This is a genomic window from Mesorhizobium sp. B2-2-4 (assembly GCF_006442375.1).
Taxonomy (GTDB): Bacteria; Pseudomonadota; Alphaproteobacteria; order Rhizobiales; family Rhizobiaceae; genus Mesorhizobium.
The window spans coordinates 944,455-959,328 of record NZ_VFWB01000001.1 but is presented as its reverse complement, the minus strand read 5'-3'; the positions used below and the strand labels follow the sequence as shown (position 1 = coordinate 959,328).

At 62.2% G+C, this 14,874-nt stretch carries 18 protein-coding genes; 4 read left to right on the top strand and 14 right to left on the bottom strand.

Annotated elements, in window-relative coordinates:
* Positions 1 to 94: 94 nt before the first annotated feature.
* The 5 genes from FJ959_RS04975 to FJ959_RS04950 form a co-directional block, all read right to left on the bottom strand.
* Complete coding sequence (locus FJ959_RS04975; RefSeq protein ID WP_140491179.1) at positions 95 to 391, bottom strand: HPr family phosphocarrier protein; 297 nt, start codon at positions 389 to 391, stop codon at positions 95 to 97.
* A complete protein-coding gene (locus tag FJ959_RS04970; protein WP_140628767.1) occupies positions 388 to 789 on the bottom strand; it encodes a PTS sugar transporter subunit IIA in 402 nt (133 codons plus the stop codon). Before FJ959_RS04970 ends, FJ959_RS04975 begins: the two co-directional genes overlap by 4 nt.
* Positions 790 to 952: 163 nt before the next feature.
* Entirely contained in the window at positions 953 to 1,399 is a 447-nt protein-coding gene (locus tag FJ959_RS04960) for an HPr kinase/phosphorylase (protein ID WP_140524428.1), read from the bottom strand.
* A 210-nt stretch (positions 1,400 to 1,609) separates the two neighbouring features.
* A complete protein-coding gene (locus tag FJ959_RS04955) occupies positions 1,610 to 3,394 on the bottom strand; it encodes a sensor histidine kinase (RefSeq protein WP_140491185.1) in 1,785 nt (594 codons plus the stop codon).
* Between the two features lie 143 nt (positions 3,395 to 3,537).
* Entirely contained in the window at positions 3,538 to 4,239 is a 702-nt protein-coding gene (locus FJ959_RS04950; RefSeq protein WP_010912942.1) for a response regulator transcription factor, read from the bottom strand.
* Positions 4,240 to 4,582: 343 nt separating this feature from the next.
* On the opposite strand from FJ959_RS04950, the gene FJ959_RS04945 reads away from it, so the two are divergent.
* The 4 genes from FJ959_RS04945 (at position 4,583) to FJ959_RS04930 (ending at position 7,999) form a co-directional block, all read left to right on the top strand.
* Positions 4,583 to 6,193, top strand: coding sequence for a phosphoenolpyruvate carboxykinase (locus FJ959_RS04945; RefSeq protein WP_140628764.1), 1,611 nt, complete (start codon positions 4,583 to 4,585; stop codon positions 6,191 to 6,193).
* Between the two features lie 84 nt (positions 6,194 to 6,277).
* Positions 6,278 to 6,715, top strand: coding sequence for an alternative ribosome rescue aminoacyl-tRNA hydrolase ArfB (gene arfB / locus FJ959_RS04940; RefSeq protein ID WP_140491189.1), 438 nt, complete (start codon positions 6,278 to 6,280; stop codon positions 6,713 to 6,715).
* Between the two features lie 89 nt (positions 6,716 to 6,804).
* The gene (gene lysM, locus FJ959_RS04935; protein WP_140491191.1) at positions 6,805 to 7,278 is read left to right on the top strand and encodes a peptidoglycan-binding protein LysM; all 474 of its coding nucleotides are present in this window, start codon (positions 6,805 to 6,807) and stop codon (positions 7,276 to 7,278) included.
* Between the two features lie 103 nt (positions 7,279 to 7,381).
* Positions 7,382 to 7,999, top strand: a complete 618-nt coding sequence (locus FJ959_RS04930) for an alpha-ketoglutarate-dependent dioxygenase AlkB (RefSeq protein WP_140628761.1) — start codon at positions 7,382 to 7,384, stop codon at positions 7,997 to 7,999.
* Here the strand turns inward: FJ959_RS04930 and FJ959_RS04925 are convergent.
* The 9 genes from FJ959_RS04925 to FJ959_RS04885 form a co-directional block, all read right to left on the bottom strand.
* On the bottom strand, positions 7,993 to 9,585 hold the full coding sequence (locus FJ959_RS04925; protein ID WP_140582995.1) for a hypothetical protein: 1,593 nt from the start codon (positions 9,583 to 9,585) through the stop codon (positions 7,993 to 7,995). The two genes, FJ959_RS04930 and FJ959_RS04925, sit on opposite strands and share 7 nt — an antisense overlap.
* Positions 9,586 to 9,728: 143 nt before the next feature.
* Positions 9,729 to 10,688, bottom strand: a complete 960-nt coding sequence (gene coaA / locus FJ959_RS04920; RefSeq protein ID WP_140491197.1) for a type I pantothenate kinase — start codon at positions 10,686 to 10,688, stop codon at positions 9,729 to 9,731.
* Between the two features lie 23 nt (positions 10,689 to 10,711).
* A complete protein-coding gene (locus FJ959_RS04915) occupies positions 10,712 to 11,035 on the bottom strand; it encodes a phosphoribosyl-ATP diphosphatase (RefSeq protein WP_140582992.1) in 324 nt (107 codons plus the stop codon).
* 33 nt (positions 11,036 to 11,068) lie between these two features.
* Positions 11,069 to 11,863 (bottom strand): imidazole glycerol phosphate synthase subunit HisF, encoded by a 795-nt coding sequence (gene hisF / locus FJ959_RS04910; protein WP_181170860.1) that lies wholly within the window; start codon positions 11,861 to 11,863, stop codon positions 11,069 to 11,071.
* Positions 11,860 to 12,696 carry an arginase family protein gene (locus FJ959_RS04905; protein WP_140563527.1) on the bottom strand — a complete coding sequence of 279 codons (837 nt, stop codon included), beginning with the start codon at positions 12,694 to 12,696 and terminating at the stop codon, positions 11,860 to 11,862. The genes hisF and FJ959_RS04905 overlap by 4 nt, the downstream gene beginning before the upstream one ends.
* Positions 12,693 to 13,442: a 1-(5-phosphoribosyl)-5-[(5-phosphoribosylamino)methylideneamino]imidazole-4-carboxamide isomerase gene (hisA, locus tag FJ959_RS04900; RefSeq protein WP_140491204.1), complete on the bottom strand. Its 750-nt coding sequence runs from the start codon at positions 13,440 to 13,442 to the stop codon at positions 12,693 to 12,695. Before hisA ends, FJ959_RS04905 begins: the two co-directional genes overlap by 4 nt.
* A gap of 4 nt (positions 13,443 to 13,446) precedes the next feature.
* Positions 13,447 to 13,737 carry a DUF1330 domain-containing protein gene (locus FJ959_RS04895; RefSeq protein WP_140491206.1) on the bottom strand — a complete coding sequence of 97 codons (291 nt, stop codon included), beginning with the start codon at positions 13,735 to 13,737 and terminating at the stop codon, positions 13,447 to 13,449.
* Between the two features lie 6 nt (positions 13,738 to 13,743).
* Positions 13,744 to 14,394, bottom strand: coding sequence for an imidazole glycerol phosphate synthase subunit HisH (gene hisH / locus FJ959_RS04890; RefSeq protein ID WP_140491209.1), 651 nt, complete (start codon positions 14,392 to 14,394; stop codon positions 13,744 to 13,746).
* A gap of 1 nt (position 14,395) precedes the next feature.
* Positions 14,396 to 14,872 carry a DUF2628 domain-containing protein gene (locus FJ959_RS04885; RefSeq protein WP_140491211.1) on the bottom strand — a complete coding sequence of 159 codons (477 nt, stop codon included), beginning with the start codon at positions 14,870 to 14,872 and terminating at the stop codon, positions 14,396 to 14,398.
* Positions 14,873 to 14,874: the final 2 nt, after the last annotated feature.

Below are 14,874 nucleotides of genomic sequence, written 5' to 3'. Positions count from 1 at the left end.
GAATTGCCCGACTGACTAGCAGATCGGCGTCAAGACGACAATGGGATATAAAGAAATCTTTATCCCTGCATGTCTTTCATGCGAAGGTAAGGGATCAGCATTCCTCGCCGAAGCGGGACGCCACCAGCTGCTCCAGCGCATTCATGACCTCAAGCGCTTCGGGACCGCTGGCGGTGACGCGAATCGAATAACCCGGACTTGCAGCCAGCATCATCAGACCCATGATCGAGGTGCCGCCGACCTTGACGCCGTCCTTCTCGACATGGACCGACGCGTTGTAGCCGCTGGCGAGCTGTACGAACTTGGCCGAGGCGCGCGCGTGCAGGCCGCGCTGGTTGACGATCGGAAATTCGCGGACGATCTGGTCCTTTTCCGACGACATCGTGCTCATTTGCTGCTCAGGAGCTGGCTGGCGACATTGATGTATTTGCGCCCCGCCGCCTGCGCCTCGTCGAGGGCCGCCGCCATGTTGTCGCTCTTGCGGATCGAGGAGAGCTTGATCAGCATCGGCAAATTCATGCCGGCGATCACCTCGGTGCGGCCGGACTCCATCACGGAAATGGCAAGGTTCGAAGGCGTGCCGCCGAACATGTCGGTCAACACGATCACGCCCGCCCCGGTGTCGACACGGGCAACGGCGTCGACGATGTCGCGCCGGCGCTGCTCCATATCGTCGTCAGCCCCGATCGCCACGGTTTCGAAATTGTCTTGTGGCCCGACGACATGTTCCACGGCATGTCGGAACTCGGTGGCCAGTTGACCGTGCGTTACAAGCACGAGTCCGATCATTCTTTGGTGGCTCCCGTCATCGCCGCTTCACAGGCGCATTTTATGCTCGCCAGCCATTCCAGGCGGCGGGAGCGCTATCTTGTCGACGCGCGGCTCGTTGACAAGCCCAAAATTGCGCCGGCCCATGCCATTTTGACGCATTGCAGCAAAAAACCCGGTCGCATCATAGAAAAGGCGCGATCGACAGATGCGCCATCACGGCGGGCAAGGCAGCGGCAATATTGCGTTCCGCAACGTCAATCCGCGGCACCAGGCAGCCGGCGATGGTGTCGTCGGCATCCTCCTGAAAGCGTGCTACTTCGCCGGCCGGCAAAAGCCTGACATGCAGATCGATGACGGCACCCGCTTCAAACGGCACGGATCGCGGACCAAGCCCGGGCACCTCGACCAGGCCCTCGATCGCGGCGGGCGCGCGGCACACCAGCCGTCCCGCATGTGCCATGACGAAAAGCTGGTCGTCGCCGACGAGCCGTGAGAACAAGCCTCGCGGGTGGCAATGGTCAATGAGCGCCAGCGCCAGCGTCGTCTTGCCCGAACCGGATGCGCCGCTGACGAGAACGCCGCGCTCGCCGATCAGGATGGCCGTTGCGTGGATGTTTTCAGGCTGCATGAGCGTGCCCGCTTGTGTATTTCGGAAATCCTGATCCAACGCCGTCATCCCGAGGATCTGCAGGCCTTCCAATAGTGTTCGCACCATAGCCACGCTGTGCGGCGGGTCCTCGAGACAAGCCCGAGGATGACGGCCGTAAGGCCGCGATATCCGGGATCATTTTTGCATGAGGCATGATCTGATCCGAAAACCGGTTCCCACTTTTCGGGATCATGCTTCGGCCGGCAGCGTAACCACGAAGCGGGCGCCCTTGATCTCGCCTGGCTTGGTGCCGGGGATGTTCTCGGCGGTCAGCGTGCCGCCATGGGCCTCGACGATCTGCCTGGATATCGACAGGCCAAGGCCTGAATTCTGGCCGAAGGCCTCGCCGGCGGGCCGGTCGGTGTAGAAGCGTTCGAAGATGCGATCGATGTTGTCGGCGCGGATGCCGGGACCATTGTCATCGACGGTGAGGATGTTGAACTTGCCGGTGCGCGCCAGCGACAGGATGATATGGCCGCGCTCCTCTGGCACGAAGGAGCGGGCGTTCTCGATCAGGTTGGTGATGACCTGGCCGATGCGCAGGTCGTGGCCGACGACGAAATAGCCCTTGACGCCCTGCGGCAGCTTGGCGACCCTGAGCTCGATCTCGACCGCCTTCTTGTTGCGCGTCGTTTCACGCGAGACGGCGACGAGGTCGGTGATGAACTTCTTCAGGTCCACGGTCCCCGCGTCATCCCGCGCCAGCTCGGCGTCGAGACGGGAGGCATCCGAAATGTCGGTGATGAGGCGGTCCAGCCGCCTGACGTCGTGCTGGATGATCTCCATCAGCCGGCTGCGCGAATTGTCGTTCTTGGCCAGCGGCAAGGTCTCCACCGCGCTGCGCAGCGAGGTCAGCGGGTTCTTCAATTCATGGGAAACATCGGCGGCGAAGCTCTCGATCGCCTCGATGCGCGCATAGAGCGCGTTCGTCATGTCGCGCACGGCAATCGACAGATTGCCGATCTCGTCCTGACGGTCGGAGAAATCAGGAATTTCCTCGCGGCTCTTGACGCCGCGCCGTACCCGCACGGCCGCCGCAGACAGCCGGCGCAGCGGATTGGCGATGGTGGAGGCCAGAAGCATCGACAGGATGGCGGTGACGAGCGCCGCGATGCCAAAGACGCGCAGGATCGCCTTGCGTTCGGCGGCGACGATCTTGTCGATGTCGCCGCCTTCGGTCGACAGCATCAACACGCCGAGAACGGCGCGGAAGCGCTGGATCGGCACCGCGACGGAAACGATCTGCTCGCCCTGTTCGCTGATCCGGACGATGGTCGACGGGCTGCCGGTCAGCGCCTTGACCACTTCCGGGAAGGCGGCGCCATTGCCGCCCGGCTGCTCGTGATAGACCGGCAGATCGGTGTTGCGGAAGAAGTCGAAGATGAACTTCTGGATGCGTTCGACAAGGTCGGGCTCTTCCTCGTCGACCGGGGGCAGATCGTACCGAAGGATCTGCCCGCGCGAATAGAGATGGCGCGAATCGAGCAGCAAATTGGCGTCGCGGTCGTAGATGCGGGCGCGGGTGCGGGTCGGCGAGATCAGCCGGCGCAGCACCGGGGCGACGCGCTCGGGATTGATCGGGAAATCTAGATTGTCGAGCTGGTCGGAGCCCGGTCCCAGGCTTTCGCCGGCCTGCAGCTCAAGCAGCTTTTCCGGATCGATGCTGATCGAATCGGTCTCGACCGTCGCCGAGGCGGCGATCGCGCCGGCGATGATCTCGCCCTGGGTCATGAGGCTTTCGACGCGGGCGTCGATCAGCCCGTCGCGGAAGGTGTTGAGATAGAGAATGCCGGTGACCAGGACTGCGAGGCCGGCGAGATTGAGGAAGAGGATACGCCGCGTCAGGCTGGAAAAAATGTGATGGCCGAGGAAGCGGCGCATGGGCACGGTGAGCTTCGACAGGAACGCGGGCATGATGCGCGCCGGCCGCCTTGCAACGCCCGCCGATCTGCTCCGCTGTGCTTCCACTGCCATCGAACAGCAGTTCCCTGCTTAGTATTAGTGAGTAGCGGGTAGCGAATAGAGAAATGGTTGGCTGAGATCGCGGCGATGCACGGGTGGCCGCTCGCACCATTCAAAACTGACTACCGACTATTCTCTATTGCCTACCCGCCTATTCACGCCTCGCGGAACCGGTATCCGACTCCGTAAAGGGTTTCGATCATCTCGAAGTCGTCGTCGACGGCCTTGAACTTCTTGCGCAGCCGCTTGATGTGGCTGTCGATGGTACGGTCGTCAACATAGACCTGCTCATCATAAGCCGAATCCATCAGCGCATCACGACTTTTTACGACGCCGGGGCGCTGTGCCAGCGAATGCAGGATCAGGAATTCGGTGACGGTGAGCGTCACCGGTTCGCCTTTCCAGGTGCAGGTGTGGCGTTCCTGGTCCATGACGAGCTGGCCGCGCTCGAGCGAGCGCGCCTGCTGGCTGGGCGCTTTTGCCGCGGCCTCACGGGCGCTGGCACGACGCAACACCGCGCGCACCCGCTCGACCAGCAAACGCTGCGAGAAGGGTTTGCGGATGAAGTCGTCGGCGCCCATCTTGAGGCCGAACAGCTCGTCGATCTCGTCGTCCTTGGAGGTCAGGAAGATGACCGGCAGGTCGGATTTCTGGCGCATCCGGCGCAAGAGTTCCATGCCGTCCATGCGCGGCATCTTGATGTCGAGGATGGCGAGATTCGGCGGGCGCGCCGCCAGGCCTTCCAGCGCGGACGCACCATCCGTGTAGGTTTCGACGCGATAGCCTTCCGATTCGAGGGCGATCGACACCGAGGTCAGAATGTTGCGGTCGTCATCGACAAGCGCGATTGTTGCCATTTCAAGCGGCTCCCTCATGAGCTGTCCCTTCTTTGGTAGAGAAGGGGCTTTTGCAGGACAAATTAGGTACAAAATGTGGCATAGGCCTTCGCCGCTGTCACGGGCGGCATGCCGGCGGCCACGATCGCACCTCGATATGGATTGGACGAACCAGCGCCGCCAATCCTTTGGGCAACCACGAAACTTTTTGCACATATAAACGATTTAAACAACTTTCAAAATATTTAAATCGATTAATGATTTGATATCATTCGGCTTTTCTGGTTCTGACCATCTAAGCTCGCGTAGTGGGCGTGCCGGAAAGGCGCCGGCAAAGATGCGGCAAATCGGAGAAGGGTCACCCATGTCGGAAGTCGGCAAACGCAATCCTGCCTGCGCGATCGATCGTATCGGTCTCAGAACCTCTGGCCTGGTGCGCTACAATTTCGGGGCGCCCGCCCTCTACGAGGAATCAATCAGGCGCGGCGAAGCGCGGCTGACCGCACATGGCGCGCTGGTCGCCGAAACAGGCCAGCACACCGGCCGTTCGCCCAAGGACAAGTTCGTCGTCCGCGACGGCGCCACCGAGAATGACATCTGGTGGGACAACAACAAGGCGATCTCGCCGGACCAGTTCGAGACGCTGCTCGAAGAGTTCCGGGCGCACGCCGCGGACAAGGATCTCTACGTGCAGGACCTTGTCGGCGGCGCAGACCATGAGCTGAAGCTGCCCACCAGGGTCATCACCGAGTTTGCCTGGCATTCGCTGTTCATCCGCAACCTGCTGATCCGTCCGGAAGCTGCGGAGCTCGACCATTTCGTGCCCGAGATGACGATCATCGACCTGCCCTCCTTCCGCGCCGACCCCGCCCGCCACGGCACCCGCACCGAAACCGTGATCGCCGTCGACCTCACCCGCAAGATCGTCCTGATCGGCGGCACTTCCTATGCCGGCGAGATGAAGAAATCGGTGTTCACAATGCTGAACTACCTGCTGCCGGCCAAGGGCGTGATGCCGATGCACTGCTCGGCCAATGAGGGCGCTGGCGGCGACGCCGCGATTTTCTTCGGCCTGTCGGGCACCGGCAAGACGACGCTGTCGGCCGATCCGTCGCGCACGCTGATCGGCGACGACGAGCACGGCTGGGGGCCGCACGGCATCTTCAATTTCGAAGGCGGCTGCTATGCCAAGACCATCAAGCTGTCGGCGGAAGCGGAGCCTGAGATTTTCGCCACCACGCAGCGCTTCGGCACGGTGCTGGAGAACGTCGTTCTCGACGCCCATGGCGTGCCGGATTTCGACGACGGCCGGCTCACCGAGAACACGCGCTGCGCCTATCCGCTCGACTTCATACCCAATGCCAGCAAGACGGGGCGCGCCGACCATCCCCGGAACATCATCATGCTGACCGCCGACGCTTTCGGCGTGATGCCGCCGATCGCACGACTGACCCCGGCGCAGGCGATGTATCATTTCCTGTCCGGCTACACGGCCAAGGTGGCCGGAACGGAGAAGGGCGTGACCGAGCCCGAAGCGACGTTCTCGACTTGTTTCGGCGCGCCGTTCATGCCGCGCCATCCCTCGGAATATGGCAATCTGCTGCGCGAGCTGATCGCGCAGCACGGTGCCGATTGCTGGCTGGTCAACACCGGCTGGACTGGCGGCGCCTACGGCACAGGCAGGCGGATGCCGATCAAGGCGACGCGCGCGCTGCTTGCCGCGGCACTCGACGGCTCTCTGAAGACGACCGGTTTCCGTACCGACGCCAATTTCGGTTTCGAGGTGCCGGTGGCGGTGCCGGGCGTCGACGCCGCCATCCTCGACCCGCGATCGACCTGGGCCGACAAATCGGCCTATGACCGGCAAGCGGCAAGGCTGGTCGGCATGTTCGCCGTCAATTTCGAGAAGTTCGAAAGCCATGTCGACGCCTCCGTCCTCGGCGCGGCGCCGCACATGCGGGAAGCGGCGGAATAATCGCCCGCCAGGCTCAGCCATCCTCGCAAGGCCCGGTCCCGATCGGGCCTTTTCTTTTTTCGTGCGCCGCGCCATGACTGCGGCATGACGAGCGACGACACAATCATCATTGCCGACGATGCCGTGATCCATCCGGGTGATCTGCACGAGGATTTCATCCGCTCCTCCGGCCCCGGCGGGCAGAACGTCAACAAGGTGGCGACGGCGGTGCAGCTGCGCTTCGATGCACGCAACGCACCCGGCCTGTCGGAGCGCGTGCGCGAACGCACGATCAGGCTTGCCGGCCAGCGCGCCACCAAGGACGGCGTCATCGTCATCGAAGCCGGACGCTTCCGCACGCAGGAGCAGAACCGGGCGGATGCACGGGCGCGGCTGACGGCGCTGGTCGCCAAGGCGGCCGAGCCGCCACCGCCGCCGCGCAAGAAGACGAGACCGTCGAAAGGCGCGGTCGAACGGCGGCTGAAGAGCAAGGCCGGACGCGGCACCATCAAGAAACTGCGCGGCCGGGTAGAGAACGATTAAGCAACACACCAATCGCGCGCGTGAACCCGCTTTCAATTTCGCTTTGCAGATGCAAGGTTTACTCATTGCCACAGCAAGGAGACCTGGAGATGGGTATGTTCGATTTCGTCAAGAGCGTCGGCAAAAAGCTCGGCATAGGCGGTGACGAGGAAGCGGCACCCAGCGCCGATACGCTCAAGAAAGAACTCGATTCGCACAAGCTCGGTACCGACGGCGTGCAGGTCGTCGTCCAGGGCGACACGGCGGTGCTGAAGGGCGTGGTCAAGGACCAGTCGGTTTTCGAAAAGGCGGTCATCGCCGTCGGCAACACGCTAGGCGTCTCCAAGGTGCAGGCGGACGAGTTGCAGGTCGCGCCGGCCTCCGGTTCGGCGGCGGCCGCGGCCAAGGAACCGACCTTCTACACCGTCCAGAAGGGCGACAATCTCTGGAAGATCGCCGAGAAAAGCTATGGCAAGGGCAAGGGCGCCAAGAACACGGTCATCTTCGAGGCCAACAAGCCGATGCTGACCCATCCCGACAAGATCTATCCGGGGCAGGTCCTTCGCATTCCAGACCTCACCTGATCAAGGGAGACGCGAATTTTTCGGGAACGGCGGCTTTCGGGTCGCCGTTTTCATTTTCAGATGGCATGCTCGAACCGACGAAACGGAGCTAGCGACCGACCTCATGCTCGTTCTGCCCAAGGGCGTCCGCCACATGCCGGCCTATCTGTCCCGCGACGTGCAGGAGGCGCTGGTGGAGGATGTGAGAGGCATCGTCCAGCAGGCGCCGCTATTCGTGCCGGCCATGCCGCGCACCGGCAAGGAAATGAGCGTGCGCATGACCAATTGCGGTCCGCTCGGCTGGGTCACCGACAAGGAACGCGGCTATCGCTACCAGCCGATGCACCCGGTGACAGGGACGCCGTGGCCGCCGATCCCGGATGTGCTGATGCGGTTGTGGCGAGAGGTCTCGGCCTACCCGCATCCGCCGCAGGCATGCCTGGTCAATTTCTACGCGCCGGATGCGAAGATGGGCCTGCATCAGGACCGCGACGAGGAGGATTTCTCAGCACCCGTCGTCTCGGTCTCGCTGGGCGACGACTGCCTGTTCAGGGTCGGCCAGACGACGCGCGAGGGGGCGACCCGGTCGTTCAGGCTGAAGAGCGGCGACGTCGTCGTGCTCGGCGGCGAAGGACGCCTCTGCTTCCACGGCGTCGACCGCATCTATCCCTCGACCTCGGCGCTGCTGAAAAATGGCGGCAGGATCAATCTGACGCTGCGGCGGGTGACGAGGGGTCAGTGAGCACTGCTGCGCCGCGCATAGACCTCGATGTAGTCTCCTAGCGCGATCTCTTCGTAATTGCTCATCAAGGCCTGGAAGTCAGCGTTCTGACGCATCCAGGTAGTCCATATTGGAGGATAATTTGCCGCCAACGACAACACGGATTTCTTCTTGTCCAAGCGATCGACAAGGATGATGTCCGGCTTGTTGTCGCGGATCAAGGAGTTGACATAAAGCGTATAGTTGTCGAGGTCGTGCCGCGCTATTCGTTCGTCTTCGCCGTGATAGTTGCCTTTCATCAAACCCCAAAGCGCATGGGCGCCAACCCAATCATGAGCGTAGGCTGAAAGCCAGCGGCCATTGACCATCCTCGCCAGCGGATTCCCGACGGAAAGATCCGAACTGACCTGAACAATGGACGGCGAGGAGTATCGGGCCTTGATTGCATCGACCAGGCTCTTTTCCGGCATCTGGTAAAACTGGTGGTGCGTTACCGTGAGAGCGACAACCACGGCAAAGGCGGCGCTAGAATGAAGTCTTGCATTGGCGCGCTCCGAAGCCGCTTCTTCTCCTGAAAGCGCGAGCACTTTTTGCCTTCGCGATGCAACAGCCAACAGCATCGCGACCAGCAACGCAAGCTGATACGGATACTGGTGATTGGGCCAATATTTGCCAAGATATGCCATTGAGACAAAGAAGCCTGCGCCACTTGTTACCGCAATTGCCACATCACTTCGCCAAGCAGATTTCCGCATCTGGAAGGCTATAAAAACGACGAACACCGCAAAGGTCGGCAACGCCAACAGAATATTTATGTTGGCCCGCAGACTGACATAGTAGCGCATCAGCAAAGGCAAGAACGTATCAAGAAATTCTGGGAACCATATTCGCACGCTGGCGAGATACCCCGTGCAGATCGCGCCTATGACGATATTCTCAACAGTCAGGCAGGCCAGAAGCGACCGCCTTCGCCAGGCGATGACAAGATAAGGCAGTGCGATGCCAAGTGCCCAGTGGGGCTTAACGAGCAGCAACACGCTTGCCGCCAGCCCAACGGTGAATGCAAGTGCAAATGGTATATGCTGGCCTGGACTATCGTTGGAACGCCACATCATCAGGAACAGCATCGGCATGAACAGCATCATACCGATATGCTCGCGTTGTCCGAAAATATTCCCTGGCATGATCAGAAGCAGAACCGCGAGCATGGGATAGACCCACTGGGTTCTGAGATCGACAAAGATCCTGCCTTTCTCGATCACAAGGGCCGACAACAAAATCGAAACGACGAAGATAAGATAGATGAAATATTCGATCGCCAATTCCGGCGAAATTCCCAACCTATGGGACAACCACACTGGTCCGATATACAGAGCGACCGAAAAAGGCGGGTTGGTTTCTAAAATGTCGACATAGAGTTTCTGACCAGAAAAAATCTTCTCGCAGATAATGATTATCCAACTCACATCGGTGTTGTCACCCGCTGTCCAAGGCATGAAAAAGGAGATCACGACGACCAGTCCAACGAGCGAGAATTGCCGCAGACTGCCGATACGGTACTGGGATGCGACCATCGCATCGAACGTTCTTGCGCCCGACAAGCTCATATGATTGCCTCTAAAAGGACGAGCCTCCGCAAAAGATTAAAGGTCATGATCGAAACTGGGACAGAGGCATAGCTGCTTGCGATCCCATTAAGATTGCATCGGAAACTAGCTCGGATAGCCTAAAGTGCCGTTAATCGCGCCAGCTAAAGCTTCCTGAGCGCCACTTCCTCGACGAGGTGGTCGGCGCCTTTGCGTAAGATCAAGTCGGCGCGGGCGCGTGTCGGCAGGATGTTTTCGCGCAGGTTCTTCAGGTTGATGTTGGTCCACAGGCCTTCGGCAATCGCCCGCGCTGAATCCTCCGACAGTTGCGAATAGCGATGGAAGAACGATTCCGGATTGCGGAAAGCGGTCTCGCGCAGCCGCATGAAGCGGGAAATGTACCATTCGTGGATCAGCTTCTCGTCGGCATCGATGTAGATGGCGAAGTCGAAGAAGTCGGACAGGAAAGGCACGATCTTGCCGTCCTGCGGCAGCTTGCCCGGCTGCAGCACATTGATGCCCTCGAAGATCAGGATGTCGGGCCGGTCGATGGTGACGAACTCGCCGGGGATGACGTCATAGGTGAGGTGCGAATAGACCGGCGCGCGGATATCGGGCAGCGCCGACTTGATGCCCGAGAGGAAGCGCAGCAGCGCGCCCACGTCGTAGCTGTCGGGAAAGCCCTTGCGCTCCATCAGGTTTTCGCGGCGCAGCACCTCGTTGGGCAGCAGGAAACCGTCGGTGGTGATGAGATCGACCTTGGGGCTGGACGGCCAGCGCGCGAGCAGCTCCTTCAGCACGCGCGCCGTGGTCGATTTGCCGACCGCGACCGAACCGGCGATGCCGATGATGAAGGGCGTCTTGACCACGTCCGAGGCGTTGAAGAAAGCCTGGCGCTGGCGGAACAGCAACTGGCTGGCCTCGACATGCGCCGACAGAAGCCGCGACAGCGACAGATAGATGCGCTTGACCTCTTCGAGATCGATTGGATCGTTCAGCGAACGCAGGCGGCGGAATTCATCCTCGCTCAGCGTCAGCGGCGTGTCGGCGCGGAATTGCGACCATTGCTCGGCCGAGAAAAAGCGAAAGGGGGAATATTTCTCGGTCGGTGCGAGCTGATCCATCGAGATTCCTGCCCTCCTCGCGGTCAGCGCTTGGACCGTGACGCCTTCTCGGCGATACCCGAACGCCCGGTGCGGCTTTCGAGCTCCCTAAGCACGTCGTCCAACGGCACACCCGAAATGCCGAGGACGACGAGCCAATGATATATAAGATCGGCACTTTCCGAAACGAGCGCCTGTTTGTCACTCTTGATGGCGGCAATCACCGTCTCGACCGCCTCTTCGCCGAGCTTCTGCGCCGCCTTCTCGATGCCGCGCGCGTAAAGCTTGGCGGTCCACGAGTCCGGATCGCCGGAATGGGCGCGTTCGCTGACGATTGTCTCCAGGTCGGAGAGTGAAAACTCAGTCATGGCGCCTTGGCCCTGTTTCTTAGCCGCAAGCCTCTAGGGCCGATCGCCCGAGGAGTCCAGCCGCATCGGCAGGCCGGCTTGCGCCATATGGGCCTTGGCCTCGGCGATCGTATAGGTGCCGAAATGGAAGATGGAGGCCGCCAGCACGGCACCTGCATGACCGTCGCGAATGCCTTCGACCATATGGTCGAGCGTGCCGACACCGCCCGAAGCGATCACCGGGGCGCGCACCGCGTCCGATACCGCGCGGGTCAGCGCGATGTCGTAACCGGCCTTGGTGCCGTCGCGGTCCATCGAGGTCAACAGGATCTCGCCGGCACCGCGATCGACCATTTTCCGGGCGAATTCGATCGCATCCATGCCGGTTTTTTCCCGTCCGCCGTGGGTGAATATCTCCCAGCGGTCGGCCTCGCTGGCGCCCGACACTTTCTTGGCGTCGATGGCGACGACGATGCACTGGTTGCCGAACTTGTCGGCGGCCTCGGCGACGAAATCCGGGTTCTTGACCGCCGCCGTGTTGATCGACACCTTGTCGGCGCCGGCCAGGAGCAATTTCCGGATATCGGCGACCTGGCGTACGCCGCCGCCGACGGTGAGCGGCATGAAACATTGCTCGGCCGTGCGGGCGACGACATCGAAGATGGTCTCGCGATTGTCCGATGACGCGGTAATGTCGAGGAAGCAAAGCTCGTCGGCGCCGGCCGCGTCATAGGCCTTGGCGGCCTCGACAGGATCGCCGGCATCGACGAGATCGACGAAGTTGACCCCCTTGACGACGCGGCCGCCCTTGACGTCGAGACAGGGGATGACGCGGGCTTTCAGCATCAGCGGCCTTCTATCGTGGCTATGAGATCGTTGAGCAGCTGCCCGACCAGCGGCGGCACATCGGCCTGCGCATCGAAAGCCGGATCGTAGGCGGAAACGGTGATGCCGACGATCGGCACCGCAAGCGCCATAGCGCAGGTCGCGTCGCGCAATTGTTCCGGGTTCGGCCCGCCCGGCGCTACATAGCGGTTGGCCTGCAGCGCCTCAGGGTCGTGCACGTCGAGATCGAGATGCAAGTGCACGCGTTTAGCGCCGGCGACCTTGAGTTTTTCGGTTGCCGCTGCCGCTCCCGGACATTCCGTGCGGATCACCGGCAATGCCTCCAGAAGCTGTTTCTCGTCCGGGTCGAGATCGCGAGCGTTGACGAGCACGCAGCGCGACGGATCGATCGGCTGGAAGCCGGGAATGGCCGCCGCCATCGGGCGCCAGCACAGGCCAAGCACGGTGGCCAGCGCCATGCCGTCGAGAAACCCGTATATGGATGTGTCGGGCGTGTTGAGGTCGCCGTGCTGGTCGGCCCAGATGATCGCGTCGGCGCCTTCGCCGGCGACCGCGCCGGCTGATGTCAGGCAGTTTCCGGCCAGCACGATGGGAAAGCGTCCCCTGTCGCGGGCAATGCGGACCTCGCCCGAAACGGCATTGCAGACAGCGAAACCGGTGGCGATCTCACGCTCCTGGGCATCGCCGACCTTGCCGATGTCCTCGACCGCGACATCGTGGCCGGCCATGGTCAAGGCTTCGACCAGTCCGCCCGCAATCAGCGCGTCCGGCCCCTGCCCCATGCCGCCATGATAATGGCCGCTGTCATAGGAGGCCAGGATGATCGAGACTTTCAAGATCGCATCTCCACCGGGGGCGCGCCTTTCAGGATCGCCAATGCTTCGGCCGGGTCGATACGGCCGTCGTAAAGCGCACGGCCGGAGATCGCCCCTTCGAGCTTTTGCGCGTCGGGCATGGTCATGCGCACGATGTCGGCGATCGAGGCGAGGCCGCCAGAGGCGATGACGGGGATCGACACGGCGTCGGCGAGGCTGATCGTGGAATCCCAGTTGATGCCGGTCAGCACGCCATCGCGGTCGATGTCGGTGTAGATGATGGCGGCGACGCCGGCGCCTTCGAATTTCCTGGCTAGCTCAACGACGCCGAGGCTCGACGCTTCGGCCCAGCCCTCGACCGCCACCTTGCCGCCCTTGGCGTCGATGCCGACGGCGACCTTGCCCGGAAAGGCCTTGCAGGCCTGCCTGACCAGGTCCGGATCGCGCACGGCCACGGTGCCGAGAATGACACGGGCAAGCCCGCGGTCGAGCCAATCCTCGATCTGCTCGAGCGTGCGGATGCCGCCGCCGAGCTGCACCGGGTTCTTGGTCGCCTTGAGGATGGCGCCGACCGCGGCGCTGTTGACGCTCTGACCCTGGAAGGCGCCATTGAGGTCGACGACATGCAGCCATTCGAAGCCCTGCTCTTCAAATGCCTTTGCCTGGGCGGCCGGGTCGTCGTTGTAGATGGTCGCGGTCGCCATGTCGCCGTGCCTGAGGCGCACGCACTGGCCGTCCTTGAGGTCGATTGCCGGAAACAGGATCATTTTCTCAGGCGCCTTCGACAATGACAAAATGGCCGGTCGAGGCGGCAAGCCGGAATTTAGAGGCCTGCTGATATTCCGGCGAATGATAGCATTCGACGGCCTTGGCGTAGGATTCGAATTCGACCAGGACGTGGCGGTTGCCGGTTGGCCCTTCCGGGCTCTCGTGGCGTCCCGCCCGCACGACGAATTTCGCGCCGTACTTGGCGAAGGCAACGGCATTCGCCTCGATATACCGCTTGTACAGATCGGGATCGCGAACATCGATCATCGCCATCCAATAGCCCTTCTTGCTCATGGCTCCTCAAGGCCTCCAGCGCAGGAAATTGGTGATCAGGGCGAGGCCCAGCGCCTGGCTCTTCTCTGGGTGGAACTGCGTGCCGACGAGATTGTCGCGGGCGACGGTCGCCGTTACCGGGCCGCCATAGTCGGCGATCGCCAGCACCTCGTCGGGCTTGCGCGCATCGAGATGATAGGAATGGACGAAATAGGCGTGCAGGCCGGTTGGCCCGGTTGGAACGCCGGAGAACAGCGGATGCTTGCGCATCAGCTCGATCGTGTTCCAGCCGATCTGCGGGATCTTCAGTGCCGGATCGGCCGGCGTGATCTCCTTCACGTCACCTGATATCCAGCCAAAGCCATCGGTGATCGTCTTTTCGAGGCCGCGCTGCGACATCAGCTGCATGCCGACGCAGATGCCGAGGAAAGGACGCCCCTTGGCGATGGCGACTTCCTCGACAGCTTCCCACATGCCGGGGACGGCACGCAGGCCGGCCGCGCAATCGGCATAGGCGCCGACGCCGGGCAGCACGATGCGGTCGGCCGTGCGCACCCGCTCGGCGTCGGCGGTCAGGTCGATGCCGGCGGCGATGCCCGCCTCGCGCGCCGCGCGCTCGAAGGCTTTGGTGGCCGAGCGCAAATTGCCCGAGCCGTAATCGATGATCGCAACGCGCATGTCAGCGCCTTCCCGGAATGTGGGTCAGCCCAAGCGCCATGCCCGGCTGCGCCGGGCGCGCCAGGGCGGCGTCCGGCACCATGCGCGGCGCAGGCTCGGCTTCATCCGCATGCCGCTCGGCCTCCAGGGCAAAGCGCGCATCGGCATCGTCGAGCCAACCGGCTTCGACCACCCCGCATTCGCGCCAGCCGCGGCGGCGGAGCGCCGCGATGCGCAGCGCCTGCCCTTCCAAGCCGACATAGAGCGAGACAAGCAGGGACAGCAGCGAACCGGCCAACCCGAGACCGAGCCTTTCGCCAAGCATCGAAAGCACCGCCATGACAATGAAGGTGAGCGCCGCTTCGATCCACAGCCGATGCCAGGCGAACCACAGCGGCGGCACCAGCAGGCCGAGCCAGGTGAAGCCGTCGCGGACAAGCGCCGTCGCATCGGCCTTTTCGCCAGGGGCCGGCGGTTCCATCACGACATAGCTGGCCATGA